This window comes from Streptomyces sp. NPDC005962, from assembly GCF_040629205.1.
GTDB lineage: Bacteria > Actinomycetota > Actinomycetes > Streptomycetales > Streptomycetaceae > Streptomyces.
On record NZ_JBEXVE010000001.1, the window covers coordinates 476,316 to 502,025 of the forward strand.

The 25,710-nt window shown below is 72.1% G+C and carries 19 protein-coding genes; 14 read left to right on the forward strand and 5 right to left on the reverse strand.

Features of this window, described 5'->3' with window-relative positions:
- Nucleotides 1-340 precede the first annotated feature (340 nt).
- Nucleotides 341-1,783, reverse strand: coding sequence for a helix-turn-helix transcriptional regulator (locus ABZ370_RS02280; protein WP_358616035.1), 1,443 nt, complete (start codon nt 1,781-1,783; stop codon nt 341-343).
- 79 nt (nt 1,784-1,862) lie between these two features.
- On the opposite strand from ABZ370_RS02280, the gene ABZ370_RS02285 reads away from it, so the two are divergent.
- From ABZ370_RS02285 to ABZ370_RS02310, 6 genes are all read left to right on the forward strand, one after another.
- Nucleotides 1,863-3,203 (forward strand): alpha/beta fold hydrolase, encoded by a 1,341-nt coding sequence (locus ABZ370_RS02285; RefSeq protein WP_358615226.1) that lies wholly within the window; start codon nt 1,863-1,865, stop codon nt 3,201-3,203.
- 175 nt (nt 3,204-3,378) lie between these two features.
- Complete coding sequence (locus tag ABZ370_RS02290; RefSeq protein ID WP_358615228.1) at nt 3,379-4,737, forward strand: M64 family metallopeptidase; 1,359 nt, start codon at nt 3,379-3,381, stop codon at nt 4,735-4,737.
- A gap of 289 nt (nt 4,738-5,026) precedes the next feature.
- Complete coding sequence (locus ABZ370_RS02295; RefSeq protein WP_358615230.1) at nt 5,027-6,727, forward strand: serine/threonine-protein kinase; 1,701 nt, start codon at nt 5,027-5,029, stop codon at nt 6,725-6,727.
- A gap of 85 nt (nt 6,728-6,812) precedes the next feature.
- On the forward strand, nt 6,813-8,651 hold the full coding sequence (locus ABZ370_RS02300; RefSeq protein ID WP_358615232.1) for a serine/threonine-protein kinase: 1,839 nt from the start codon (nt 6,813-6,815) through the stop codon (nt 8,649-8,651).
- 98 nt (nt 8,652-8,749) lie between these two features.
- Entirely contained in the window at nt 8,750-10,381 is a 1,632-nt protein-coding gene (locus ABZ370_RS02305; protein WP_358615234.1) for a succinic semialdehyde dehydrogenase, read from the forward strand.
- Nucleotides 10,382-10,408: 27 nt separating this feature from the next.
- Complete coding sequence (locus ABZ370_RS02310) at nt 10,409-12,274, forward strand: GMC family oxidoreductase (RefSeq protein ID WP_358615236.1); 1,866 nt, start codon at nt 10,409-10,411, stop codon at nt 12,272-12,274.
- Between the two features lie 36 nt (nt 12,275-12,310).
- Here the strand turns inward: ABZ370_RS02310 and ABZ370_RS02315 are convergent, their stop codons facing one another.
- Both ABZ370_RS02315 and ABZ370_RS02320 read right to left on the reverse strand, forming a co-directional pair.
- Nucleotides 12,311-13,348 carry a PT domain-containing protein gene (locus ABZ370_RS02315; RefSeq protein WP_358615238.1) on the reverse strand — a complete coding sequence of 346 codons (1,038 nt, stop codon included), beginning with the start codon at nt 13,346-13,348 and terminating at the stop codon, nt 12,311-12,313.
- A gap of 691 nt (nt 13,349-14,039) precedes the next feature.
- Nucleotides 14,040-14,321: a chorismate mutase gene (locus ABZ370_RS02320; RefSeq protein ID WP_358616037.1), complete on the reverse strand. Its 282-nt coding sequence runs from the start codon at nt 14,319-14,321 to the stop codon at nt 14,040-14,042.
- A gap of 250 nt (nt 14,322-14,571) precedes the next feature.
- On the opposite strand from ABZ370_RS02320, the gene guaA reads away from it, so the two are divergent.
- The 5 genes from guaA (at nt 14,572) to ABZ370_RS02345 (ending at nt 19,834) form a co-directional block, all read left to right on the forward strand.
- On the forward strand, nt 14,572-16,158 hold the full coding sequence (gene guaA, locus ABZ370_RS02325) for a glutamine-hydrolyzing GMP synthase (RefSeq protein WP_358615240.1): 1,587 nt from the start codon (nt 14,572-14,574) through the stop codon (nt 16,156-16,158).
- A gap of 129 nt (nt 16,159-16,287) precedes the next feature.
- Complete coding sequence (locus ABZ370_RS02330) at nt 16,288-16,878, forward strand: Uma2 family endonuclease (protein WP_358615242.1); 591 nt, start codon at nt 16,288-16,290, stop codon at nt 16,876-16,878.
- A 91-nt stretch (nt 16,879-16,969) separates the two neighbouring features.
- Nucleotides 16,970-17,767 (forward strand): class II aldolase/adducin family protein, encoded by a 798-nt coding sequence (locus ABZ370_RS02335; RefSeq protein WP_358616040.1) that lies wholly within the window; start codon nt 16,970-16,972, stop codon nt 17,765-17,767.
- Between the two features lie 124 nt (nt 17,768-17,891).
- Entirely contained in the window at nt 17,892-19,169 is a 1,278-nt protein-coding gene (locus ABZ370_RS02340; RefSeq protein ID WP_358616042.1) for a hypothetical protein, read from the forward strand.
- 197 nt (nt 19,170-19,366) lie between these two features.
- On the forward strand, nt 19,367-19,834 hold the full coding sequence (locus tag ABZ370_RS02345; RefSeq protein WP_358616045.1) for a DoxX family protein: 468 nt from the start codon (nt 19,367-19,369) through the stop codon (nt 19,832-19,834).
- A gap of 67 nt (nt 19,835-19,901) precedes the next feature.
- On the opposite strand, the gene ABZ370_RS02350 is transcribed toward ABZ370_RS02345, so the two are convergent.
- Both ABZ370_RS02350 and ABZ370_RS02355 read right to left on the reverse strand, forming a co-directional pair.
- Nucleotides 19,902-20,138 carry a hypothetical protein gene (locus ABZ370_RS02350; protein ID WP_358615244.1) on the reverse strand — a complete coding sequence of 79 codons (237 nt, stop codon included), beginning with the start codon at nt 20,136-20,138 and terminating at the stop codon, nt 19,902-19,904.
- Complete coding sequence (locus ABZ370_RS02355; RefSeq protein ID WP_358615246.1) at nt 20,135-21,442, reverse strand: PspC domain-containing protein; 1,308 nt, start codon at nt 21,440-21,442, stop codon at nt 20,135-20,137. Before ABZ370_RS02355 ends, ABZ370_RS02350 begins: the two co-directional genes overlap by 4 nt.
- A gap of 157 nt (nt 21,443-21,599) precedes the next feature.
- Here ABZ370_RS02355 and ABZ370_RS02360 point away from each other — a divergent pair, with 157 nt between their 5' ends.
- From ABZ370_RS02360 to ABZ370_RS02370, 3 genes are all read left to right on the forward strand, one after another.
- Nucleotides 21,600-23,255: a protein kinase gene (locus tag ABZ370_RS02360; protein ID WP_358615248.1), complete on the forward strand. Its 1,656-nt coding sequence runs from the start codon at nt 21,600-21,602 to the stop codon at nt 23,253-23,255.
- A gap of 325 nt (nt 23,256-23,580) precedes the next feature.
- Entirely contained in the window at nt 23,581-24,858 is a 1,278-nt protein-coding gene (locus ABZ370_RS02365) for a PspC domain-containing protein (RefSeq protein WP_358615250.1), read from the forward strand.
- Entirely contained in the window at nt 24,855-25,598 is a 744-nt protein-coding gene (locus ABZ370_RS02370) for a response regulator transcription factor (RefSeq protein WP_358615252.1), read from the forward strand. The genes ABZ370_RS02365 and ABZ370_RS02370 overlap by 4 nt, the downstream gene beginning before the upstream one ends.
- Nucleotides 25,599-25,710: the final 112 nt, after the last annotated feature.

Here is a 25,710-nt window from a genome sequence, read left to right on the forward strand (position 1 = left end):
CGGGCAGAGTGGATCACATGCCGCACCACTCCGCGGGGTACACCCGAACCCCCGCCCCGACAGCGCGTCGTCATGCCTCTCGGCGCGCCGTGACCGCCGTGGCCGAAACTGGTCGCGGTGTGGGGTTGGAAGCGGGGCGCTACGGCGCCGGACGGGCCGCCGCGACCCCCACACGCGGCGGCCTGTTCACCCCTTGATCCGCCCGCCGTGCCGTGCCGACCGGCCCTCGCCGGGGGAGGACCGGTCCGTCGGGGCCTGACCAGCCCCGAGCGGCCCCGGCCCGGCGGGCGCACCGGTCGTCCCCGTGGGACACGCCGTCGTGTGATCAGTGCTCGATTGATCAGTTCCCGATGGGCGGTTCGGCCGGGGCCGGGCCCAGTGTGGTGGTGCCCGGTGCGGCCCGGTGTCCCAGTCCCGTGCGGTACGCGTCCATCGCGGCCTCCAACCGCCCCTCGCGGCGGAGCAGATCGCCCAGCAACCGGCACAGGTCGGCCAGGTCACCGGCGGCGCCGGTGCGTTCCAGCAGCGACAGCGCCGCGCAGTAGTGCTCCTCCGCCCCCTCCGCGTCGCCGCGCTCGTCGGCTATCAGCCCGAGCAGCCGGTGGGCGCCGCCCGCGTGCACCGCGCCGCGCTCCGCGGTGAGTTCGACGGCCTCCCGCCCTGTATCGGAGGCGCCGGTATCGGAGGCGCCGGATCTCGCCAGCAGGGGCCGCAGCAGTGCCTCCGCCTCGGCGGTGCGGCAGCGTCGCCGCAGCACGTCCGCGAGCTCCACCTCCACCTGCACCGTGAACAGCGCGGCCCGCTTGGACGCCAGCATGTCGCGGGCGGTGCGCAGTTCGCTCTCCGCGCGCTCCAGGTCGCCGTCCTGCGCGTGGACGTAGCCGCGCATCCAGTGGCAGTGCGCCAGGTCGGTGCGCAGCCGCAGCTGTTCGTACAGCTCCTGCGCCTTGGCCAGCGACGCGTCGGCCTCCGCGGTGCGGCCCTCGGCTATCAGGGTGCGGGCCACCCCGCGGTGCATCTGGGCGACCAGTTCCGGGTTGTCCACACTGGGTGCCAGCGCGAGCGAGAGTTCGGCGGCGCGCACCGCACGCCCGTGCGCCCCCATGTCCATGTACGGGGCGATCGAGGCGGTGTAGAGCAGCAGCAGGGCGTTCGGGTCGTGCAGCCCGCAGGCGTTCAGCTCGTCGATGGCGCTCTCCAGCAGATAGCAGGAGTAGCGCAGTTCGCCCGCGAGGAGATGGGACACGGCGCGGCCGCGGATCGCCGGGACGCGGCGCGGCAGCGGCTCGTCGGCGAGCAGCTTCTCGGCGGCCTCGAAGTGGTCGCGGGCGGTGATGAGTTCGCCGGTCTCCATGGCGCAGTCGCCGAGCCCCAGCAGGGCCGCGGCCCGCTCGTCGGGGAAGCCCAGCCGGTCGGCCTCGGCGCCCAGGGCCGCGAAGCGGGCGGCCGCGTCCTCGGTGTCGCCGGTGGCCAGCGTCCGCCGGGCGTCGGTGAGTCCGGCGCGCAGCCGGGTGGCGTCCCGCGGCGAACGGCCGGTGGCCAGCTCCTCGTAGGTGATGCCGAGGCGGTCGGCGAGGTGGCGCAGGGCGGCCTCGGAGGGGCGGACCTTCCCGGATTCCAGCGTGGAGACATACGCGGCGGTGTAGGCCGGTTCGGCCAGCTGCCGCTGGGTGAACCCGCGTTCCGTGCGCAGCCTGAGCACCCGGCGCCCGATCTCCGCCGTAGCCCCCGCCCCCGACCCCGCCCGCGCCGCCCGACTGTCTCCGGCGCTCTTTTCGGCCACCGTGCCCTCTTCTCCCCGGCGGTAACTTAATCGCCGGGCTAAGTCCATTTACGTGAGGATTAAAAACATGCAGCAGGCGATGGATACAGCACCGGAGGGGTCGGACGCCATGGCGACCGTCCGTCAGCCGGGGCTGCACCTCACCGACCACCATTTCGACGTACCGCTTGACCATAAGGCTCCGGGAGGCGAACAGATCCGGCTTTACGGCCGCGAGGTGGTCGCCGCGGGCGCCTTGGCGGCCGAGCGCGAGCGGATGCCGTGGCTGCTCTACCTCCAGGGCGGCCCCGGTTTCGGCGCCGACCGCCCGGTGGGCCGCTCCGGCTGGCTCGACCGCGCGCTCGACGAATACCGGGTGCTCCTCCTCGACCAGCGCGGAACCGGCCGCTCCACGCCCGCCACCCGCCAGACCCTGCCACTGCGCGGCACCCCCGAGCAGCAGGCCGACTACCTGGCCCACTTCCGGGCCGACTCCATCGTCCGCGACTGCGAGCTGATCCGGGCCCGGCTGACCGGTGGCCGCCCCTGGACCGTCCTCGGCCAGAGCTTCGGCGGCTTCTGCGCCGTCACATACCTGTCGTACGCGCCCGAAGGGCTCGACACGGTGCTCATCACCGGCGGACTGCCCGGGCTCGGCACCGGCGCGGACGAGGTGTACCGGGCCGCCTATCCGCGCATGGAACGCAAAACCCTCGCCCACTACGGCCGTTACCCCGGCGACGCGGACACCGTCCGCCGCGTCGTCCGCCACCTCGCCGCGCACGACGAGGTGCTGCCGGAGAGCACCCGGCTGACCCCGGAGGCGTTCCAGCAGCTCGGCATCCTGCTCGGCACCGGCGACGGATCGCACCGCCTCCACTACCTCCTGGAGGGCGCCTTCGTGGAGACCGCCGCCGGGCCGCGCCTCGCCGACGCGTTCGCCGAGCAGGTCGCCGCCGTGCTCTCCCGCGCCGGAAGCCCCCTGTACACCCTGCTCCACGAGTCCGTCTACGCCCAGGACGACCGCGCCACCGCCTGGTCCGCGCACCGCGTACGGGACGAGTTCCCGCGCTTCGACGCCGTTCGGGCGGTCGCCGAGGACCGTCCCGTCCTGCTGACCGGCGAGAGCGTCCACCCCTGGATGCTGGAGACCCACGCCGCGCTGCGCCCGCTGCGCCGCACCGCCGAACTGCTGGCGGCCCGTACCGGCTGGGGCCCGCTGTACGACCCGGAGCGGCTCGCCCGTAACACCGTCCCCGTGGCTGCCGCGATCTACCACGACGATCTGTACGTGGACACCGCGCACGCGCTGGCCACCGCCCGCGCGATCCGGGGTCTGCGGACCTGGGTGACGGACGAGTTCGAGCACGACGGAGTACGGGCGGGCGGCCGCCGCGTACTGGACCGGTTGCTGGCGCTCGCGCGGGACGAAGCGGCATGACGGCGTGACGGAGCGTCACCCTGCGCGGGGTGCGATCCCGGACATAGGGCCTGATGGTCGATTTCTTTAGCGATTTCCCTAGTTCCCATTGCTCGGGGCAATCTTTGGCCCTAGGTTGAGCGGCGAATTAATCGTGTTTAACAGGCCGCTTACGGAGCAAACGTCGGGAGCCCCCGTGCGCAAAGGGATATGGCGAGGCCGCCACACCCCGTTACGCTCCGCTGTCGTCGCCGGAGGTCTGGCGCTGACGGCGGCCGTCGCCGCGACCGTGAGCGCCGCCGTCACCGGCGCGCCGTCGGCGTCCGCCGCTGCCGCCGTCGAATCGGCCCGGCGCACCCATGAGGTGGAGTACTTCACCGGCCCCGGCGCCCACCCCCGGCACACCGAGGTCCCGGCCGCCACCCCGGCCCGGCTCACCCGCGACGACCGCGCGCTCTCGCCCGCCGAAACCGCCGCCGACGGCGATGTCGCCTCCGTCATCGGCAACGGCCCCTCGGCCGACAAGGTCGACGTCGTCTTCGTCGGCGACGGCTACACCGCCGCCCAGCAGGGCGACTTCCACGCCGACGTGCGCGCCAAATGGGCGCAGATCTCCGCCGTCGAGCCGTACGCCGCCTACCGGAACCTCTTCAACGTCTGGTCCGTGGACGCCGTCTCCAACCAGTCCGGCGTCTCCGGCGACCCGTCCAAGGGCGTCGTCAAGGACACCGCCCTCGACTCCTACTTCTGGTGCGACGGCACCGAGCGGCTGCTGTGCGTCGACACCGGCAAGGTCGAGTCGTACGCCGCGAAGGCGCCGGAGGCCGACCTGGTGATCGTGCTGTCCAACTCCTCCAAATACGGCGGCGCGGGCTACACGATCACCTCCGGCGTCGGATATGACGGCATCGCCACCGCCTCCTCCGACCACCCCGACTCCGACCAGGTCGCCGTCCACGAGACCGGCCACTCCGTCGGCGACCTCGCCGACGAGTACGTCTACGCGACGAACGGCACCTACACCGGCGCCGAACCCCGTGAGTCCAACGCCACCAAGCTGAGCGCCGCCCAGCTCACCGCCCAGAAGCGGAAGTGGTACCGCTGGATCGGCCGGACCTCACCGGACGGCGGCAAGGTCGGCGCGTACGAGGGCGGCCGCTACTACCCCAAGGGCATCAACCGCCCCACCGAGAACTCGATCATGCGCACGCTCGGCCGTAAGTACAGCCTCCCCGGCCGCGAGGCGATGATCGCGGGCTTCTACCGCCACGCCAGCGTGCTCAGCAGCCGCACCGGCGCTTCCGCCGCCCGGTCGGCGCGGCTCACGGTGAGCGTCCCGAAGTCCGCCTCGCTCACCTGGTCCGTGGACGGGCGCGAAGTCCCCGCGGCACGTGGCAAGAAGACCGTCACCCCCGCGTCCCTCGGCGTCCCGGCCGACGGCAAGCCCCACACCGTCACCGCGAAAGCCGCGGACAAGACCAGCGCGGTGAAAGACCCCGCGCTGCGCAAGCGGCTGACCGCCACCCGCACCTGGAAGGTCCCCACCTCCAGCTGACGCGCGCACTCAGCCGCAACCCCCTGAACCGCCGCCCCGTGGACCCCCGCCGCGGGGCGGCTTCATGCCTGTATGCCTGTCGATTCTGTATGTCTGTCGATGCGGGGCGGCCGCGGTCCGCCCCTGTAACATCGGCACGCTCTACGATGCCCGATGCGGCCCGTCCGCTCAATCGCCCCCAAGAGCGAGCGCGCAGGCGCGCGTTCACCCGGCGCGCGACTCATCGCACAAGGCGCCGGAGCCGCCCACCGGACGAGGTGCCTCCGAAGCCGTGAGGCAAGATGAGCCCATGGGTAACTCCGGGGGAAACACCGGCCTGCTGGCCGGGCGTTATCGGTTGGTCTCGCGGCTCGGCCGCGGTGGCATGGGCACGGTCTGGCGGGCCGTCGACGAATTGCTGGGCCGCGATGTCGCGGTCAAGGAACTGCACGTGGACGAGGGCTCCGGGCCCGGCGATCAGCTGCGTGGCGAGCGCGCGCTGCGGGAGGCCCGTACGGTCGCCCAGATCAAGCACCCCAATGTGATCGTCCTGCACGACGTGGTGGAGCAGGACGGCCATCCGTGGATCGTCATGGAGTTGGTCGACGGCGCCTCGCTCGCCGACCGGATGGGCGCGCGGGGCCCGCTCGGGCCGCATGAGGCGGGCCGGGTGGCGGCGGCGCTGCTGGACGCGCTGCGGGTGGCGCACGCACGCGGGGTGCTGCACCGGGACATCAAACCGGCGAACGTGCTGGTCGAGGCGGGCACCGAGCGGGTCGTGCTGACCGACTTCGGGATCGCGCAGGTCGCCGGGGCGACGACGCTCACCGAGACCGGCGCGTTCGTGGGCTCGCCGGAGTACACGGCGCCGGAGCGGATGTCGGGGCGCCGTACCGGACCCGAGTCGGATCTGTGGTCGCTCGGCGTGCTGCTGTGCTCGCTGGTGAACGGCGAGTCGCCGTTCCACCGGGAGTCCGTGGCGGCCGTGCTGCACGCCGTCGTCTACGACGACATCCACGTACCGGAGGCGGCCGGACCGCTGCGGCCGCTCATCGAGGGGCTGTTGCGCCGCGATATCGAGACGCGGCTGACCGCGGACGAGGCGGCGCGGATGCTGCGCACGTACCTGGCCTCGGGGGACACCTCGGGGTTCTCTGTCCGGCGCACCCCGACGCAATCCGGCGCGCCGCTCGGGTCCCCGGCGGCCACCCCGGACGCCCCGACCGTACCGGCGTCCGGCGGGCGCTCCCCCCAGCGCCGTACGGTCCTGATGGCCGTCGCCGCGGTCGTCGCCCTCGCCGGGCTCGGCGCGGGCACGATGGCGCTGCTGGACGACGGCGGCAAGGGCGGCGGCGCGACGGCCGGTGCGCGCGACGCCGCCCAGATCGCGGAGAAGGACGCGGAGAAGGGCACCGGCAAGGACGCGGGTAAGGACACGGGCGCGGGCGCGGACGGCGACGCGGAATCGGCCGCACCGGCCTCGGACCGCACGGCCTCCCCGAACCCGAACCCGAAGGCGTCCACGTCCCCCGGCCCGGGCGTGAGCCCGTCGGGCGGGGTGCCCGAGGGGTTCGAGCGGGTCAAGGACCCGGCCGGGTTCTCGCTCGCCGTACCGGAGGGCTTCGCCCGCCAGGCCAGGACGCCCCGGGTCTACTACAACTCGCCCGGCCTGGAGTTCCGCATCGGCATCCACCCCCAGGCGCCGGACCCGAGGGGTCCGCTCGCGGTGAGCCGGGCGGCGGACGCCAAGGGGCCGAGCGACTACAAGGGCTACCGCAACGGGCAGGTCATCCGGACCACGCAGAACGGCCACCCGGCCGCGCTGTGGGCGTTCGTCTGGGACGGTTCGGCCGATGACGGCGGCTCCCGGCAGACCTTCGACCTGAGCTGGAACGAGGGCGGCAAGATGTACGATCTGTGGCTTTCCGTCCCGGTGGAGAAGAAGGCCGAGGGGAAACGTTACTTCGATACCGCCGTCGCCACCTTCGCCCGAACCGGCGCATCGGGCTGACCCCGTCGCAACGGCTTTGTCACGAGTCGTCTCCGCAGCCCATCGCGGGTGGCGGTGTCCACCGCCGACCGGGTAGTGATGGCGCATGACGAACGACGGGGGACGGGCGAACGAGCCCACCAGCTACGATCTGCGGCCGCCGCGGCAGGCGGCCCCACAGGCACCGCCGCCACACACGCCGCCACAACAGGTACCAGCGCCACAGGCACCGCCACAGGCCGTGCCGCCCGCGCAGCCACCGCGACAGGCGGCGGGGTCTGGCGCGCCCGGTGCGCCCGGTGCGTACGAGCCCACGCAGGCCTCCGGGCAGCAGCACACCGCTGCCGCACCGCACGACCCGCGCGCGGCGGCCGCGCACGGCGCGCAGCACGGCCCCGGCTCGGGGCGGCTCATCGGCGGCCGCTACCGGCTCCTCGGGCGCCTCGGCCACGGCGGCATGGGCACCGTCTGGAAGGCGCACGACCAGACCGTGGACCGCGAGGTGGCGGTCAAGGAGCCGCGCGTTCCGGCGGAGCTGCCGGACCGCGAGCTGCGGACCGTCTACCAGCGGATGGAGCGCGAGGCGCGCGCCGCGGCCCGGATCGACCACCCCTCCGTCGTCACCGTCCATGACGTGGTGGTCGAGGACGGCCGCCCCTGGATCGTGATGGAGCTGGTGCGCGGCGATTCGCTGGCCGACCGGCTGGCGGAGGGCACGCTCGACCCGCGCGAGGCGGCCCGGATCGGGCTCGCCGTGCTGGGCGCGCTGTCGGCCGCGCACGGGGCGGGCGTACTGCACCGTGACGTCAAGCCGGACAACGTGCTGCTCGGCCGGGGCGACCGGGTGGTGCTCACCGATTTCGGCATCGCGCACATCGAGGGCGAACAGGGGCTGACGGAGACCGGCGGTTTCGTCGGCTCGCCCGAGTTCATCTCGCCCGAGCGGGTGCTGGGGCAGCGGCCGGGCCCGGCGTCGGACCTGTGGTCGCTGGGCGTCGTGCTGTACGCGGCGGTCGAGGGCCTGTCCCCGTTCCGCCGCTCGCACACCCCCGCGACCCTCCAGGCCGTGCTGTCGGCCGAACCGCAGAGGCCCGCGCGTGGCCCGGACGCGCTCGGCTCCCTCACCATGCGGCTGCTGCTCAAGGACCCGGCCATGCGCCCCTCGGCGGCCGAGACGCGGGAGGCGCTGGAGTCGGTCGTACGGCCGCCGCAGCCGCCGCAGCCGCCTCCGACGGTGCTCGCCGGGGGTACGTACGGCGCCCCGGCGGGACAGAACGCGGGACAGAACACCGTGCGGGGCGGCAGCCGTTTCGTCCCGCCGATCCTCCACAAGAACCGTCCGGCGCAGTTCGGCCTGGGCGCCGCCCTCGTCGTGATCGCGTCCGTGTGCGTGCTGATCTTCACCAAGCCGTTCGCGAGCGAGGGGAGCGGTCTGCCGTCCGGCTGGACGGTTCGCGAGGAGCGCGATGTGGTGGCCGCCTCGCTGGCCGTGCCGAGCGCGTACAAGAGGGTGCAGGACGACAGCGACGAGAACGCGCAGAGCGTCACCTTCGACGACCCCAGCGGCGTCTACACCATCACCCTGGCCAAGCTGGTCTCCGACCCGGAGCGGAAGATCACGAACACCGCCGGGGTGGCCGGGCAGATCGCCGCGTTCTACAAGAGCGGCGCCCTGTCGACGATGGACGAGGCGCGCAGCGGGAAGACGCGGGAGACGCGGCAGCAGGGCGAACCGGCGAAGGATCTGAGCACCACCTACTACGAGCCCGGCACCACCAGCGACGACAACCGCGTCCTCTATCTGAACCGTGATCACGTCTACGTCAGCGACGAGCACATCGCCTGGCAGCTGACCGTGAGGATGCCCGCCAGGGGCGACGCCAGGGCGACCGGCGACGCGGTGTACGAGGACGTCGTGAAGAACCTCAAAATCGAGGGCATTTGACCGAGGGAATACCGGAGAACTGCCACGACTGCCACCTCGGCCACAAATAGTTACCGCCGGGTACCCAAACCGCCGGGCCGGGGCCTACGCTCGCCCCCATGACCGACTCGCAGGACAGCGCACAGGCCCAGGTAATACCGGCACCCGGCGACGGAAATCCCCTCGCCGCCAAGGGAAACCGGACCGCCGCCGATGTCGTCACCCCCGAGCTGGTCGCCCGGCTCGCCCGGGGTGTCGTGGGCAGCGGCAGCACCGTCAACCACACCCCGTTCACCGGGGAGGTCCTGGCCTCCGGGCTGCCCGAGTCCACGCCCGAGGATGTCGCCACCGCCTTCGAGCAGGCCCGCGAGGCCCAGCGGGCCTGGGCCGCGACCCCCGTGCGCACTCGCGCCGCCGTCTTCCTGCGCTTCCACGACCTGCTGCTGCGCCGCCAGTCGGAGGTCCTGGACCTCATCCAGCTGGAGACCGGCAAGACCCGGCTGCACGCCCATGAGGAGATCCAGGGCGTCGTCCTGGCCGCCCGCCACTACGGCCGCAAGGCGCAGGCCTATCTGCGTCCCAAGTCCCATCTGGGCGTCGTCCCCACGCTCACCAAGGTCACCGAACTGCGCCAGCCGCGCGGTGTCATCGGCCAGATCGTGCCGTGGAACTACCCCCTTGAACTGTCCGTCGGGGATGCGATCCCCGCCTTCGTCGCGGGCAACGCGGTCGTCATGAAGCCGGACACCGAGACCGTGCTGACCGCCCTGTGGGCGCGCGAGCTGATGCTGGAGGCCGGAATGCCTCCCGGGGTGTGGCAGATCGTTGTCGGGGACGGCCCGGTGGTCGGCCCGGCCGTGGTCGAGCACGCCGACTACGTCTCGTTCACCGGCTCCACCCGCACCGGCCGCGGCGTGGCCCAGGCCGCCGCCGCCCGCCTGGTGGGCTGCTCGCTCGAACTCGGCGGCAAGAACGCCATGCTGGTGCTGCGCGACGCCGACCTCGACCGGGCCGCCGAGGGCGCGGTCCGCGCGTGCTTCGCCTCCGCGGGGCAGCTGTGCATCTCCATCGAGCGGCTGTACGTCCACGAGTCGGTCGCGGACGACTTCCTGGAGCGGTTCGCGGCCCGTACGAAGGCCATGCGGCTCGGCTCGGCCCTCGCCTACGGCGCCGAGATGGGCTCGCTCGTCTCCGAACGCCAGCTGGAGACCGTCACCCGCCACGTCGAAGAGGCCGTCTCCAAGGGCGCCACGGTCGTCGCGGGCGGCCGCCCCCGCCCGGACATCGGCCCGTACTTCTACGAGCCGACGATCCTGGACGGCGTGGAGGCGCCCATGGCGGTGTGCACCGAGGAGACCTTCGGCCCGGTGGTGTCGATCTACCGTTTCACCGACGAGGACGAGGCGATCGAGCGCGCCAATGCCACCCCGTACGGCCTGAACGCCAGCGTCTGGTCCAAGGACGGCCGACGCGGACGTACGGTCGCCGCCCGGCTGCGCGCGGGCACCGTCAACGTCAACGAGGCGTACGCCGCCGCGTACGGCAGCGTCGCGTCCCCGATGGGCGGCATGGGCGACTCCGGTCTCGGCCGCCGCCACGGCTCGGAGGGCATCCTCAAGTACACCGAGGCGCAGACGGTCGCCCAGCAGCGGCTGATGCCGCTCGGCCCGTCCTTCGGTCTGACGGACGAGAAATACGCGGAGTTCATGAGCCGCAGCCTGCGCGCCATGAAGGCCCTGCGGCTGCGCTGACCGGTACGCATCGACGGGGAGGTACCCGTGTCGGAGGCCAAGCGCGCCGAAGAGACAGAAGAGACGGATGACGGTGGCTACGACTACGACTATGACGTCATCGTCATCGGATCGGGCTTCGGAGGGGCCGTCTCGGCCCTCCGGCTGACCGAGAAGGGCTACCGGGTCGGCGTCCTGGAGGCGGGCCGCCGCTTCACGCCCGAGACCCTGCCCAAGAACTCCTGGGACCTCCGCAACTACCTCTGGGCCCCGGCCCTCGGCCTCTTCGGCATCCAGCGCATCCATCTCCTCGGCAAGGTGATGGTCCTGGCGGGCGCCGGGGTCGGGGGCGGTTCGCTCAACTACGCCAACACGCTGTACGTACCGCCCGAGCCGTTCTTCCGGGACCCGCAGTGGGGCGCCATCACCGACTGGCAGGAGGAGCTGAAGCCGTACTACGACCAGGCGCGGCGCATGCTCGGCGCCCGCCTCAACCGGACCATGACCCCCTCGGACGTCCATCTCAGGGCGGCCGCCGAGAAGATGGGCGTGGGCGACTCCTTCCATATGGCGCCCGTCGGCGTCTTCTTCGGGGACGGCGACGATTCCGACGGGTCGGCTAAGGCCGCGCCGGGGGAGGAGGTCCCCGACCCGTACTTCGGCGGCGCGGGCCCGGCCCGCCGGGCGTGCACCGAGTGCGGGGAGTGCATGACCGGCTGCCGCCGCGGCGCCAAGAACACCCTCAACGAGAACTACCTCTACCTCGCCGAGCGGGCCGGTGCCGTCGTCCACCCCATGACGACCGCGGTCGCCCTGCGCGACGCCCCGGACGGCGGCTACCAGGTCGCCACCGTCCCCACAGCGCACCGCCGCAAGGGCAGGCCGAAGACGCTGCGCGCGCGGTACGTCGTCCTCGCCGCCGGAACGTACGGCACCCAGACCCTGCTGCACACGATGCGCGACCGGGGCCTGCTGCCGCGGCTGTCGGACCGGCTCGGGATGCTCACCCGCACCAACTCCGAGGCCCTGGTCGGCGCCCAGACCACCGACCGCCGCTACCGGGCCCGGCGCGGGGAGCGGCCCGACTTCAGCCGGGGCGTCGCGATCACCTCGTCCATCCACCCGGACGAGAACACCCACATCGAGCCCGTCCGCTACGGCAAGGGCTCCAACGCGATGGGCATGATGTCCATCCTGCAGATCCCGGACGGCCGTGGCCCGCGCTGGCTGCGCTTCCTTAACGCCGCGCTCCGCCACCCGACGCTGGCCGCCCGCTCCCTGTCCAACCGGCACTGGTCCGAGCGCACCATCATCGGCCTGGTCATGCAGACCCACGACAACTCGCTGACCACGTACCGCAAGCCGAAAGGCCCGGGCAAGGGCCTGCTGACCGCCCGCCAGGGCCACGGCACGCCCAACCCGGACCACATCCCCGAGGGCGCGGCGGCCGCCCGCCACCTCGCCGAGTCGATCAACGGCTTCCCGGGCAGCAACGTCGGCGAGCTGATGGGCACCCCGCTGACCGCCCACTTCCTGGGCGGCTGCCCGATCGGGGCGTCGGCGGAGGAAGGCGTGATCGACCCGTACCACCGGCTGTACGGACACCCGGGGATCTCCGTGGTGGACGGCGCGGCCGTCTCGGCCAACCTGGGCGTGAACCCGTCCCTGACGATCACGGCCCAGGCGGAACGGGCGATGTCCCTATGGCCCAACAAGACCGAACCAGACCCGCGCCCGCCCGCCAACGAGCCGTACGTCCAACTGCCCCCGGTAGCTCCGAACACCCCAGCAGTCCCCAAAACGGCATACGCCGCCCTAAAGATTGTGGGCAATCGTTCCGCAGGGCGGAACGGGTGGGCACAACCCACCCACCGGCCCGCACCCGACGACGAACCCCCAGGGGCAGCAACGTAGGGCCACCCCGGTCCGGGGTGACCCCACGACCTACCCTCAAGCCGAACGGCGCTTCCGCACGACGAACACGGCCCCGCCACCCACGGCCATAGCCACACCACCGATAAGCCCGATCATCGGCAGCGCGGAAGAAGACCCGGTAGAGGCGAGCTGCCCCGACACCGGCAGCTTGCTGAGCTCCGTGCCACCACCCTGCGGCGCAGGCCGGTTGCCCTTGTCCCCCGGCTTACCCTCGGCGTCGTCGATCGGCCCCGGCTTGCTCCCCGCGACCAGGACGTCGAAGTCGTACTCCATGGCCTCGGACCAGCCGCAGACGTCGTCCTCGTTGTGGTACGCGCCGATCGCGAAGCCGACCCCGTAGCTGCCGGGGGTCTTGGCGTCGACCTTCAGCCGCAGCTTGGCGTCGGCGTACTCACCGGGCTTCAGCGCGTCGATCGAGGCGAAGTAGCCGCCCATGCCGTCCATGTCGACGGCCGCCCAGGTGCCCGCGTCCTCGTCGTACCACTGCACGGTGAGGTACTTGGAGACGTCCTCGTACGTGTTCTTGCTGGCGGCGTACATCTGCACGAACGCCTCGACCGACTTCATCGCCTTGTCGGAGGTGTTGGTCGTCCGGAAGGTGAACGGCACCCAGCCGGCACCGGCCACGACCTTGCTGGGCAGCCCGCGCAGCTCGGTCGTGACGGCGGCCTCCTCGGACTCCTCCGCGCACTCCGCCGGGTCGGTCGGCCCGGCCGTCGGCTCGTCCGTGGGCCCGGTGGTCGGCTCGTCCGTGGGCTCGTCGGTCGGTTCGTCGGTCGGCTCATCCGTGGGCTCGTCGGTCGGCTCATCGGTGGGCCCGGCCGTAGGCTCGTCCGTCGGCTCACCGGTGGGCTGATCCGTGGGCCCGACCGTCGGCTCATCCGACGGCGGGATCGACGGCTCCTCGGTCGGAGTGCCGCCGTCATCCGGCTCGGTGACCGACGGGCTGGGCGACGGATCGTCGCTGGCGAAGGCGGCGGGCGCGGCGAGCAGCGCGGCGGGAGCTATGGCAGCCGTAGCAACGGCGGCCACCAGTGTGCGGCGAATCCTCATGAAGACCTCTCCTGGAAGGCCGTCGCGGTGGGGCGCGGAATGGCCGTGCGTTCGGTTTGCACGTACATGACCAACCCGGTGGCCGAAAGGTTGCCTTCACAGTTGCTCACAGAATGGTCACAGAACCCGCATAGGCATCAGCGGCGCCAGGGGCGCGCGGAGCCCACAGGGGGACCGGAGCGGGACCGGAACAGGACCGGAACAGGCGTAGGGCCCCGGGACGTCCGAACGGGTCGGACGTCCCGGGGCCCTAGGCGGTCAGCACCGGCGTCAGGGCAGCGCCGGTGCTGAGGGGGCGGCGCCGGGGGGTTGCGCCGCGGGCTCGGGGTGGAGAAGCCGTGGGGAAAGGGTGGGGGAATCTGCGAGGAAACCGGTGGGGCGGAGAAGGTGCGTCAGGGGCGTACGCCCGCGCGGCCGAACTCGTGATCAGGCCGTGGTCGGACCAATGACGGGTGCTGACCCGGGGTGTTTTCCCTCACTGCATCGTGGTGGATATATCGCTCCGGGCGCAACCGTTTCGACTGGATACGGTCGGTCCCAGGCGTCCCCGGGACCGACCGCCCTGTGGATGGTGACCGGGCTGCTGTCCCCTGCCGACCGGTCACCTCGCCGACGCGGCACCGGGCTCAACGAGCCCGTCCACGGGCCGGTCACCCGCCGTACGGGTGACGAGGGGGCCCAGGGGCCCGGGTCAGGCCCGGCCGCGGCACAGCTCCAGCAGCGTCATGGCGAGGGTCGTACCGGGCTTGCCGAGCGCCTGGCGGTAGCGGTCGAGGATCTCCATCTCGCGGGAGAGGTGCACCCGTCGCCCGCCCGCCGCGATGCGCGCCTCCTGGACGGAGGCCGAGACGGCCATCCGTTCCCGGATGAGTTCGAGGATGCGTCCGTCGAGATCGTCGATCCGCTCGCGCGCGGAATCGATCACATCAGAGGTGGTCGTGCTCATATCCGTATCTCCTGGTCTCTCGTCGATCAGAGTCGATTCAGAGGGGACCGGAACCGGCCGAGACCCGAAGACATACGCACAGGCGCCCCGGGCCTTGTACCGGCCCGGGGCGCCTGGGAAGTCGCTTGTCAGTAGTTCAAGCAGCACGACCATGGCAGCCGGACGGGCCGGTGCCATAGATAAAGACGAAGGTCATGCGCGTGGACATGAGGCCGATTATGGGCTGGTTAGAATCGAAAGTCCAACCCTCCAGTTCCACCGCCGGAAGGCCGCCGAAGTGCCATCAGCGTCCCCTGCTGCCGCCCCCGACACCGTTCTGGTCGTCGACTTCGGCGCGCAGTACGCACAGCTCATCGCCCGACGGGTCCGCGAGGCCCGGGTGTACAGCGAGATCGTCCCGTCCACCATGCCGGTGGCGGAGATGCTCGCGAAGAACCCGAAGGCGATCATCCTCTCCGGCGGGCCGTCGTCGGTCTACGCCGAGGGAGCACCCAGGCTCGACCGCGCGATCTTCGAGGCCGGTATCCCCGTCTTCGGCATGTGCTACGGCTTCCAGCTGATGGCCGTCACGCTCGGCGGCACCGTCGACAACAACGGTGCGCGCGAGTACGGCCGTACCGACCTGGCCGTCTCCAAGCCGGGCTCGACGCTCTTCGCGGGCACCCCCGAGCAGCAGCAGGTGTGGATGTCGCACGGCGACGCCTGCTCGGCCGCGCCCGAGGGTTTCACCGTCACCGCGTCCACCGGGCAGGTGCCGGTCGCGGCGTTCGAATGCGACGAGCGCAAGCTGTACGGCGTACAGCACCACCCCGAGGTGATGCACTCCACCCACGGCCAGCAGGTCCTGGAGCACTTCCTGTACCGGGGCGCCGGCCTGTCGCCCACCTGGACCACCTCCAATGTGGTGGAGGAGTCCGTGGCGGCCATCCGCGAGCAGGTCGGCACCAAGCGCGCGATCTGCGGGCTCTCCGGCGGAGTGGACTCCGCCGTCGCCGCCGCGCTCGTCCAGAAGGCCATCGGCTCCCAGCTCACCTGCGTGTACGTCGACCACGGGCTGATGCGCAAGGGCGAGTCCGAGCAGGTCGAGAAGGACTTCGTGGCCGCCACCGGCGTCCAGCTGAAGGTCGTCGAGGCCGAGCAGCGCTTCCTGGACGCGCTCGCCGGGGTGTCCGACCCCGAGGAGAAGCGGAAGATCATCGGCCGGGAGTTCATCCGGGTCTTCGAGCAGGCCCAGGCCGAGCTGGTGGCCGAGGCGGGCGCGGCCGGTGAGGCCGTGGAGTTCCTGGTCCAGGGCACCCTCTACCCGGATGTGGTGGAGTCCGGCGGCGGCACCGGCACCGCCAACATCAAGTCCCACCACAACGTGGGCGGACTGCCCGACGACATCGAGTTCCAGCTGGTCGAGCCGCTGCGCCGGCTCTTCAAGGACGAGGTGCGCAACGTCGGCCAGGAGCTGGGCCTCCCGGACGACATCGTCCAGCGCCAGCCCTTCCCGGGCCCGGGCCTCGGCATCCGCATCATCGGCGAGGTCACCAAGGACCGTCTGGACCTGCTCCGCGAGGCCGACGCGATCGCCCGCGAGGAGCTGACCGCCGCTGGTCTGGACCGCGAGATCTGGCAGTGCCCGGTGGTCCTGCTCGCCGACGTCCGCTCGGTCGGCGTCCAGGGCGACGGCCGCACCTACGGCCACCCCATCGTGCTGCGCCCGGTCTCCTCGGAGGACGCGATGACGGCCGACTGGTCGCGCCTCCCGTACGACGTGCTGTCGCGCATCTCGACCCGCATCACCAACGAGGTGGACGAGGTCAACCGGGTGGTGTTGGACATCACCAGCAAGCCGCCCGGCACCATCGAGTGGGAGTGATCACCCCCGCCTGATCGTCATCTGATCGTCAAACGCCGTTGCCGTCGCTCATTCGTTTGGGTGGCGGCAACGGCGTTCGTGCTCGGTACGCTGGCCCTACGGCCAAGAATCCCGTCCATGGGAGGAACCATGACCGCTGAGCCGCTGCACACCACCCCGTGGCCCGTGCCGCCGCCGGATGGCTACACCGTGGACGATTTGCTGAGTCTGCCCGATCTCCCGCCGCACACCGAGCTGATCGACGGGAGTCTGGTTTTCGTGAGTCCGCAGCGAGATTTTCACAGTGTGGTGATTGATCTTCTGGTCAGCGGGCTGCGCCGGACCGTGCCCCCGGAGTACAGGATTCGGCGGGAGATGACCGTGGTGATCGACAAACGCAATGGCCCGGAGCCCGACATCACAGTCGTACGCGCAGAGTCCCGGCGGAGTGGCGAGCAGACCTATTACCAGGTCAATGATGTGATCCTCGCCGTCGAGGTCGTCTCTCCCGAGTCCGAGGCCCGCGACCACGACACCAAGCCGCACAAGTACGCCAACGCGGGTATCCCGCACTTCTGGCGCGTCGAGATGACGAGCACGGACGCTCGCCCCGTGGTCCACGTCTTCGAACTCGACACCGAAACGCGCACATACCGGCATACCAGCCTCCACCACAACCACCTCAAGCTCACCGTCCCTTTCACCATCGACATCGACCTCACCGAGATCGACCAGCTGTAAGAGGCGCCCCGGCTCTGGCCTCCCGCGATACCCGGAGGTAGCTTCCGCCTCGGAGCCTTGAAGGTCCCGAGGAGCGGAGCTGCCGATGACGATGCCGATACCGCGGCCGAACCCCGAGCCGATACCCACCGACCAGCTGCACATCACCATGCCGCCCACCCACGCCTCCCTGGCCGACGAGCGGCGGTACCGCAAGGAGCGGCTGGCGGCGGCGCTGCGTGTCTTCGGGCGGTACGGGTACGAAGAGGGCGTCGCGGGGCATATCACCGCGCGCGACCCGGAGTTCGCCGACCATTTCTGGGTGAACCCGTTCGGAATGCCCTTCGCCCACATCACCGTGAGCGACCTGATCCTCGTCAATGAGGCGGGTCAGGTGGTCCAGGGGCGCTACCACGTCAACCAGGCGGCCTTCGTCGTTCACTCGTCCGTGCATCGGGCCCGGCCGGATGTGGTCGCGGTCGCCCACACCCGTTCCGTCCACGGCCGGGCGCTGTCCGCGCTCGGCGAGCTGCTGGAGCCGATCACCCAGGACGTGTGCGCCTTCTTCGAGGACCACGGGCTCTACGACAGCAGCACGGGCGTCGTCGTGGACGAGGGGGAGGGACGCCGGATCGCGTCGGCGCTCGGCGCGTACAAGGCCCTCATCCTGCGCAATCGCGGTCTGCTGACGGTCGGGGACTCGGTCGACGCGGCCGCCTGGTGGTTCATCGCGATGGAGCGCGCGTGCCAGGCGCAGCTGGCGGCCAAGGCGGCGGGCAAGCCCGTCCCCGTCGATCACGAGAGCGCCGGACAGATCCGTGAGCAGCTCGGAAGCGATCTTGTGGCGTGGATCAACTATCAGCCTCTGTACCTGCAGATCACCCGCGGTGAGCCGGACCTGCTCAACTGAGCCCCCTCGCGGTGCGGCACAATCCTCGCTCAACACATGTCAGTTGGGCGTACAGAACGAGTGAACGACGGAGCGGTGAGACCTCGTGGCGGTGGACACGACGAAAGGCGCCACGAAGGCGAAAGTGAAGGCGGCGAACGGTCCCGGCGGGCCCGGCGGCCACCCGGACCACGGCCCGGCGGGCTGTGAGTGCCCCCAGGGTGCCCGTGAGGGCCACCGGCGGGCGGTGGCCGCGTTCGTGGCCATGCGGGAGCGTTTCGCGGCCGGAGAGGGCCTTCCGGCGGCTCTCGCGCACTCGGCCGGGGCGTCCCGGCAGTGGGTGTCGGACGAGCTCGCCCACGCGGCCCGTACGGTCACCGACAGCGGCCACGCCGAGAGCACCGCGTGGCGCGACGCGGTGTGGCGGCGCACCCTGCTGGTGGTCTGGGGCGCGGTCGGTGCGCTGCTGCTCGGGCAGTTGGCGACGGCGCTCGGCGCCGGGTGGTCGGTGGCCCGTACCGCCGGGCTCGCCGCCGCCCTCGTCACCGGCGCGCTGCTGACCCTCACCGCCCGGTTGCACTACGCCAACGGCGGTCCGCTCGCGCCGCTCGTCGGCGAGGACAACCGGATGTCCACCTCCCGCTCGCTGGCCGCCGCGTGGCTGCTGCTCGCCGTCTTCTCGGTGCTCGTGCTGGCCGTCGAACTGGCCGTCGCCCCCGGCGACCGGGACCGGATCGCCGGGGGCCTCTCCCTCGGCCATGCCGCCGGGCTGCTCACGGTCGCCGCGCTGACCTGCGTGGCCGCGGTGCTCGCCCGGCTCGTCGTCGCGGCCCGGGTGCGGGCCCAGCGGCTCCAGAAGGTCCGCGCGGCCCGTCCGCGCGCCGCCGATCTCCTCACGGACGACGCGGGCCGCGGCAGCTTCGCCGACGTCCAGTACGTCGTCGTCCACGCGGTCGCCCTCGCCTTCGCCGCCGTCCGCCTCGCCCGTGAGCCGTGGCGGCTGCCGGAGCTGCCGTGGGGGCTGGTGCTGCTCGCCGTGGTCTCCGTCCTGATGTACCTCACCGGCAAGTACGCGGAGGGCGGCCGCCCGACCGTCCTGTCCGTGGTCCGGGTTCGCCCCGAGGAGGGCGGCATCGACCGCGACGCCCCGATCCGCACCGGCGACGACATCGAGATCCGCGGCAACGGCTTCGTCCCGCCGGGCGCGCAGGGCCCCGACCGGCTGGCCATGATGGTCGTCCGCATCGGCGCCGTCCATGTCCACGTCCCCCTGGTCCCGGTCGCGGGCGGCTTCAGCAACCCGACCGATACGGCGCTCACCGTGCCGGTGCCGGTGGACGTCGAGCCGGGCCGGGTGGACGTGCAGGTGGTGACGGCGTCGGGCGCGGAGACGAACCGCTACCAGATCGACGTACTGGACTGACCCGGGCCGACCCGGGCTGAGTAAAATCCCCCTCCGCTCCGTATGGTTTTGATGACTGCGCAATGGGAGAGGCGGGCGTCATGAGGCATGCGGACCGAACGGTCGGAGGGGGTCCCGCGGACAACGCGGGCAGTGTGAACGTCGTGAGCGGCATAGGCGGCGGACCGCCGACGGGCGGCCTGGGCGGTCTGCGCGCCATGGCCGCCCGCTACTCGCTCCTACCCCTGCGGATCTTCCTGGGCGTCACCTTCGTCTACGCCGGGATCGACAAGCTCACCGATTCGGCGTTCCTCGCCGACAGCGGCGCGGGCTCGGTCGGCGAGCTGATGCGCCAGGTGCGCGACACCTCGGCCGTCCCCTGGATGGTCGACCAGGCCCTGAACGCCCCGACCACCTTCGGCTACGTCATCGCCTTCGGAGAGCTGGCCGTCGGCCTCGGCACCCTCGTCGGCCTCCTCTCCCGCCTGGCGGCCGCGGGCGGCGCCCTGATCTCGCTGAGCCTGTGGCTGACGGTGAGCTGGCAGACGGAGCCGTACTACTACGGCAACGACCTGGCCTACCTGATGGCCTGGCTCCCCCTGATCCTCGCCGGCGCCCCCTACCTGTCCCTGGACACGGTCTGGTCCAAACGCCGCCGCCGCCAGAACTCCCAGCTCTTCACCTGAGCCGAGCGCCGAAGCCCCCGGCCCCCGCCCGCGCAGGGAAGCGCCTCGGGCGGGGTCCGGGGGCGGCTCATGTCCGCGGGGCGTTTTCCGGGGGGCGGGCTCGGGTTCGGGCTCGGGTCCGGCGGGTGAGGTAGGTCAGGGCCGACACCAGCCCCGCCGCGCACAGGCCGCCCACCAGCACCATCAGCGGCACGAGCGACCGCACGTCCCACTCCCCGGCCGCGTCCAGGCCGTAGACCGTCGCCACGCCCAGCACGACGAGCCCCGCCACCAGCTTTCCCGGCTCCACCGGATGCCGCTTCATGAGCGGGTCACCTCCACGTTCCCCAGGCCGACCGACAGCCGCAGCACCAGCGTTCCGTGCGCCGCGCGCGCCCCGCCCTTCGGGTCGAGGGTCACGGTCCGTTCCCGTCGCGGCTCGATGTCGATGTCGTCGCCGCGCTCACCCGGCAGCCGGATGTCGCCGAGGCCCGTGCGGATCGTCAGCTTGAGGCGGGCGTCCCGGGGCACGGTCACGGCCAGCTTTCCGGCGCCCACGTCGGCCCGGGTCCGGACGGTCTGGTCGTCCGTCAGCCGGAAACGGTCGAGTTTCAGTTCCCCGACGCCGCCGCCCAGTGTGTACGAGGGCCGCACGGCGGAGGCGGCGGCGGGGGCCCAGGTCTCGCGGGACCAGTCGGTGGTGACGGACCGCGGGAGCGCCGTGGCGGCGGCCAGCAGCGCGCAGGTGACGACGGTCAGGATGGCGGTCCCCGCCCCCGTCCGCCCGTACCGGCAGCTGACCAGCATCCCGAGTCCGAAGACCGCCAGCGCGCCCGCGAGGCCGATCTCCAGGCTGGTGCCGAGCGGTTGGTGGTGCCAGGACAGCCGGATACCTGCGGCCGCGGTGGCGAGCGCGATCAGGAAGATCCAGCCGCCGATGGAGGACCGGTCGCGGACCCGCCGGGCCCGTTCCGCCCGCGCCGTGGCCTTGTCGTACGGACCGTCGTCCGGCCCCCAGAGATACCCCGCGCCCGCCCCGCCCGGCAGCCCCGTCGTGCCGTCCTTGACGATCGGATCGCGCCACCACGACGGCCCCGGCCCGCCCCGCGTCGGCGGAGCCTTGGCCTCCGGGGGCGCGTCCGCGACGGCCTGCGCCGTGGCCGGGTCCACCGCGCCGCCGCTCTCCGCGTACCGTCGCTGGTGCGCCCAATAACCGGCGCCGCCCGCCGCGAGGGTCAGCATGAAGGAGAACCACATCACACCGCCGTTGTTGAGCATCGACAGGAACAGCCCGCAGCCCACCAGCGCGCACAGCACCGCCGTCAGCGCCGGGCCCTCGACACGCCCGGAGAGCAGCCGCCGCCCTTCGTTCTCGTCCTCCCCGACCAGGGGGACGAGCAGCCAGCAGAAGCCGTAGACGATCAGGCCGAGCCCGCCCGCGAGGGCCAGCACGGACAGCACCACCCGGAAGATCACCGGGTCGACGTCGCAGTAGCGGCCGAGCCCACCGCACACCCCTGAGATCATCTTCTGGTCGCGGCCGCGCCGCAGCGGCGCCGCCGCGCCCCGGGGTTCCCCGGAACCGGCCGTGCCCTCGCTCTCGTCCGCCACGGTGGGTGCATCGGTCATGTGTCCATCGTGACAAGACGGTCGTTCCGGCGACATCCGGTGAAACCCTGGGCCTTCCCTGAGATCATCCCCGATGTCGTGGCGACTATCGTGGCGGATCGAACATGCGTGACATGCGCGGGAAATACAGGCCGCCATGGAGCGGGAGGGGAGTGCGGTGTCGGACGTAGGGCGGCTGATTGCCGGACGGTACCGGCTGGCCGAGCAGATCGGCCGCGGCGGCATGGGTACGGTCTGGCGCGCCGAGGACGAACTGCTGGGCCGTCAGGTCGCCCTCAAGCAGCTGCACGTCTCGCCACACCTGGGCGAGGAAGAACTGACGACGATGCACGAGCGTACCCGCCGCGAGGCGCGCAGCGCGGCCCGCATCAACCACCCCAATGTGGTCGTCGTCCATGACGTCGTGGACGACGACGGGCTGCCGTGCATTGTGATGGAGTACGTGCCGTCCACGACCCTGGGCGACCTGCTCAAGGAGGGCGGGACGCTCTCCCCCAACGAGACCGCCCGCGTCGGCCGCGGCATGGTCGCCGCCCTGCGGGCCGCCCACGCGGCGGGCGTCCTGCACCGCGACGTCAAGCCCGGCAACGTGCTGCTCGGCACCGACGGCCGCGTCGTGCTCACGGACTTCGGCATCGCCATGGCCACCGGCACCTCCACGCTCACCAAGACCGGCGAAGTCGTCGGCTCCATCGACTACATAGCCCCCGAGCGGGTGCGCGGCCGCGTGCCCGGTCCGGCGTCCGACCTGTGGGCGCTGGGCGCGACGCTCTATCAGGCGGTGGAGGGCCGGGCTCCGTTCCGTAAGCCGACGCCGATCGAGACCGGGTACGCGATCGCCGTCGACCCCCTGGATCCGCCGAAGCGGGCGGGCTCGCTGGCGCCGCTGATCGAGGCGCTGCTGGAGAAGGAGCCGGAGCGGCGGCCGTCGGCGGAGGAGACGGAACGGGCGCTGCGCGGACCGGCGTCGGAGCCGGAGACGACGACGTACTCGGTGCAGGACCGAACGACCCGGACGACGATGGCCCTGACGAAGCTCAAGGCCCAGCCCCCGGCCCCCGAGCCGTCACCGCGGACGCAGCCCACCCCGCCCGCCCCCGAGCCCCTCACGGTCCCCACACCCATCCCCACGCCCGTCCCCACCCCTGCCCCCACCCCCACGGCGACCCCGGAGCCCAAGGCCTCCAAACCCCGCAACCCCCGCAAGGCCCGCCGGACGGCCATCGGGACGGCGCTGGCGATCGTGATGGTGGCGGCCGGCGTCGTCGTGTGGAAGAGGGAGGGAACCCCCCTCTCGTTCTCCTCCGACGCGCCCCCCGCCACCTCGGCCACGCCCTCGTTCTCCCCGTCCCCCGTGCCGAAGGGCTACCACCTGGCGAAGGGCCTCGGCGTCTCCTTCCCGGTCCCCGACACCTGGAAGCCCGACGCCGACGCGGAGGGCAGGGTGGACGAGACCCAGGAGATCCGCTACCTCGACCCCGCCAAGATGGTCCGCCTGTCGGTCAACGTCCTGGACTTCGCGTCCAAGGACCAGGTCAAGCACCTTGAGGATGTCGAGACCAACTTCAAGGCGAGCTTCACCGACGAGGAGTACGAGCGGACCCGCCTGCAGGAGACCACGTTCCGCGGCATGCCCGCGGCGATCTGGGAGTTCCGCTTCAAGGGCCGCGCCCGCTGGTTCCGGGCGATCGACCTGGGCTTCGGGAACGAGGGCGACAAGGAGTACGCGATCTACCTGAGCGCTCCGGAAGACCAGTGGAGCCAGTACCGCCCGATCTTCGACAAGGTCCGAGACGGCATCCGCCTCCCCTGACCACCCTCACGACCACCCCCACGACGACGCGTCCCCATCGGGGGTGCAGGGGAGGGCGGAGCCTCACAGGGAGGGGGTGCAGGGGGCGGAGCCCCCGCTACGGGGTCTGGGGCGGAGCCCCAGTGGGGGCCGGGGCGGAGCCCCGGTTTCGGGAAGGGGCGGGGTGGGGGACAAGCCCGCCGCAGGCGCCCGCCCCGCCCCGCCGCGCCGCAGGCGCCCGCCCCGCCCCGCCGCGCCGCAGGCGCCCGCCCGCCCCGCCCCGGTCCGGGGATGATCAGGGTCGACCCTGATGTCCGGAACGCGGAGGTCGTGTGACGATCGGGGCATGACCGCCGCCGCACCCCCGACCACCCCCACCGAGCCACCCCCGCGCAAGCTCTACCGCAGCGCCGAGGGCCGCCTGCTCGGCGGCGTGGCACGGGGTCTCGCCGGGCATCTGGGGCTGCCGGTCTCCTGGGTACGGATCGCCTTCGTCGCGCTGATCATGGCGGAGGGCTTCGGCACCCTCCTCTACGCGCTCTTCTGGTTCATCGTCCCCCTCGGCGTCGGTGGCGTGGGGGAGACGAACCGCCCGCTCACCACCGTGGGCCCGGACGGGCGGCGCCGAATCCTGGCCCGCAGGCCGGAACGCGGCCAGATCATCGCCCTGATCGCGCTCTTCATCGGCATGGGCATCTTCATCCAGGGCTTCAAGCTGGGCCGCGCGAACACCTATATCTGGCCGCTGCTCCTCGTAGGGGCGGGCGTCGCCCTGTTCTGGCGACAGGCCGACAACGCCCGCCGCGCCCAGTGGGTGGAGCTGAGCCGCAGCAAGCGGGTGCTGCCACTGGCCCGGGCGGGGGCGGGGGTGGTGCTGGTCGGCGCGGGGGTGACCGGCATCCTCGTGCTGCAGGGGTCGGCCCGGCACCTGGGCGCCGTCCTCCAGGCCGCCCTCGCCGTGATCGTCGGTATCGCCCTGCTCGCGGGCCCGTACGTGATCCGGATGACGCAGGACCTCTCCGAGGAGCGCCTGATGCGCATCCGCGCCCAGGAGCGCGCCGAGGTCGCGGCCCACGTCCACGACTCCGTGCTGCACACCCTCACCCTGATCCAGCGCAGCGCCGAGGACCCGCGCGAAGTGGCCCGGCTGGCCCGCGCCCAGGAGCGGGAGCTGCGCGCCTGGCTGTACAAGCCGGAGGGCACCGGCAAGGACGAGGCGGACGAGCCGGACACCCTCGCCGAGGCGGTCAAAGCGACGGCGGCGGAGGTCGAGGACCACCACGGCGTCCCGATCGAGGTCGTGGTGGTCGGCGACTGCCCGCTGGACGAGAGACTGAGCGCGCAGCTGCAGGCCGCACGCGAGGCGATGGTGAACGCCGCCAAGTACGGTGGCGACGGCGGCGCGGTCCAGGTGTTCGCCGAAGTCGAGGGCGCCACGGTCTTCGTCTCGGTACGCGACCACGGCCCGGGCTTCGATCTGGACGCGGTGCCGGACGACCGCATGGGCGTCCGGGAGTCGATCATCGGCAGAATGCAGCGCAACGGCGGCACGGCGAGTCTGAGGCCCGCGCCCGACGGGGGCACGGTAGTGGAGCTGGAGATGGAGAGGGCGGCGACGACATGACCGAGGCAACGGACGGCACGGACGGCACTGGCGGCACGGAGGGTACGAGCGCGACCAACTCGACCGGTGCGCCGGACGCCCGCCGGGTCCGCGTCGTCCTCGTCGACGACCACCGCATGTTCCGCACCGGAGTCCAGGCCGAGATCGGCGAGACGGCCCGTACCGGCGTCGAGGTGGTCGGCGAGGCGGCCGACGTCGACCAGGCGGTCACCGTCATCACCGCCACCCGCCCCGAGGTGGTCCTGCTCGACGTCCACCTCCCCGGCGGCGGCGGGGTCGAGGTGCTGCGCCGCTGCGCCGCGATGATGGCGGCCGCGGAGCGCCCGGTCCGCTTCCTCGCCCTGTCCGTCTCGGACGCCGCCGAGGACGTCATCGGCGTCATCCGCGGCGGCGCCCGCGGCTACGTCACGAAGACGATCACCGGCAGCGACCTGGTCGACGCGATCTTCAGCGTCTCCGAGGGCGACGCGGTGTTCTCCCCGCGCCTCGCCGGTTTCGTCCTCGACGCCTTCGCCTCCACCGACGCCCCACCCGTGGACGAGGACCTCGACCGCCTCACCCAGCGCGAACGCGAGGTGCTGCGCCTGATCGCGCGCGGCTACGCCTACAAGGAGATCGCCAAGCAGCTGTTCATCTCGGTGAAGACGGTGGAGAGCCACGTCTCGGCGGTCCTGCGCAAGCTCCAGCTCTCCAACCGCCACGAACTCACCCGCTGGGCCACCGCCCGCCGCCTGGTCTGAGGCGTAGCGGCGGACGGCACCGATCGTGCCGAGATCATGTCCTAGATGGTCGAGATGGTTCTGCCGCACTTCGCGGAAGGTCCTGGCCCGACCGAGGCGGACACCCCCTAGG

Excerpts from the sequence above, each read along its gene's own strand:
- ABZ370_RS02285 (WP_358615226.1), top strand. The coding sequence starts at position 1,863 with ATGGATACAGCACCGGAGGGGTCGGACGCCATGGCGACCGTCCGTCAG.
- ABZ370_RS02295 (WP_358615230.1), top strand. The coding sequence starts at position 5,027 with ATGGGTAACTCCGGGGGAAACACCGGCCTGCTGGCCGGGCGTTATCGG.
- ABZ370_RS02300 (WP_358615232.1), top strand. The coding sequence starts at position 6,813 with ATGACGAACGACGGGGGACGGGCGAACGAGCCCACCAGCTACGATCTG.
- ABZ370_RS02305 (WP_358615234.1), top strand. The coding sequence starts at position 8,750 with ATGACCGACTCGCAGGACAGCGCACAGGCCCAGGTAATACCGGCACCC.
- ABZ370_RS02315 (WP_358615238.1), bottom strand. The coding sequence starts at position 13,348 with ATGAGGATTCGCCGCACACTGGTGGCCGCCGTTGCTACGGCTGCCATA.
- ABZ370_RS02330 (WP_358615242.1), top strand. The coding sequence starts at position 16,288 with ATGACCGCTGAGCCGCTGCACACCACCCCGTGGCCCGTGCCGCCGCCG.
- ABZ370_RS02335 (WP_358616040.1), top strand. The coding sequence starts at position 16,970 with ATGCCGATACCGCGGCCGAACCCCGAGCCGATACCCACCGACCAGCTG.
- ABZ370_RS02345 (WP_358616045.1), top strand. The coding sequence starts at position 19,367 with ATGGCCGCCCGCTACTCGCTCCTACCCCTGCGGATCTTCCTGGGCGTC.
- ABZ370_RS02350 (WP_358615244.1), bottom strand. The coding sequence starts at position 20,138 with ATGAAGCGGCATCCGGTGGAGCCGGGAAAGCTGGTGGCGGGGCTCGTC.
- ABZ370_RS02355 (WP_358615246.1), bottom strand. The coding sequence starts at position 21,442 with ATGACCGATGCACCCACCGTGGCGGACGAGAGCGAGGGCACGGCCGGT.
- ABZ370_RS02365 (WP_358615250.1), top strand. The coding sequence starts at position 23,581 with ATGACCGCCGCCGCACCCCCGACCACCCCCACCGAGCCACCCCCGCGC.
- ABZ370_RS02370 (WP_358615252.1), top strand. The coding sequence starts at position 24,855 with ATGACCGAGGCAACGGACGGCACGGACGGCACTGGCGGCACGGAGGGT.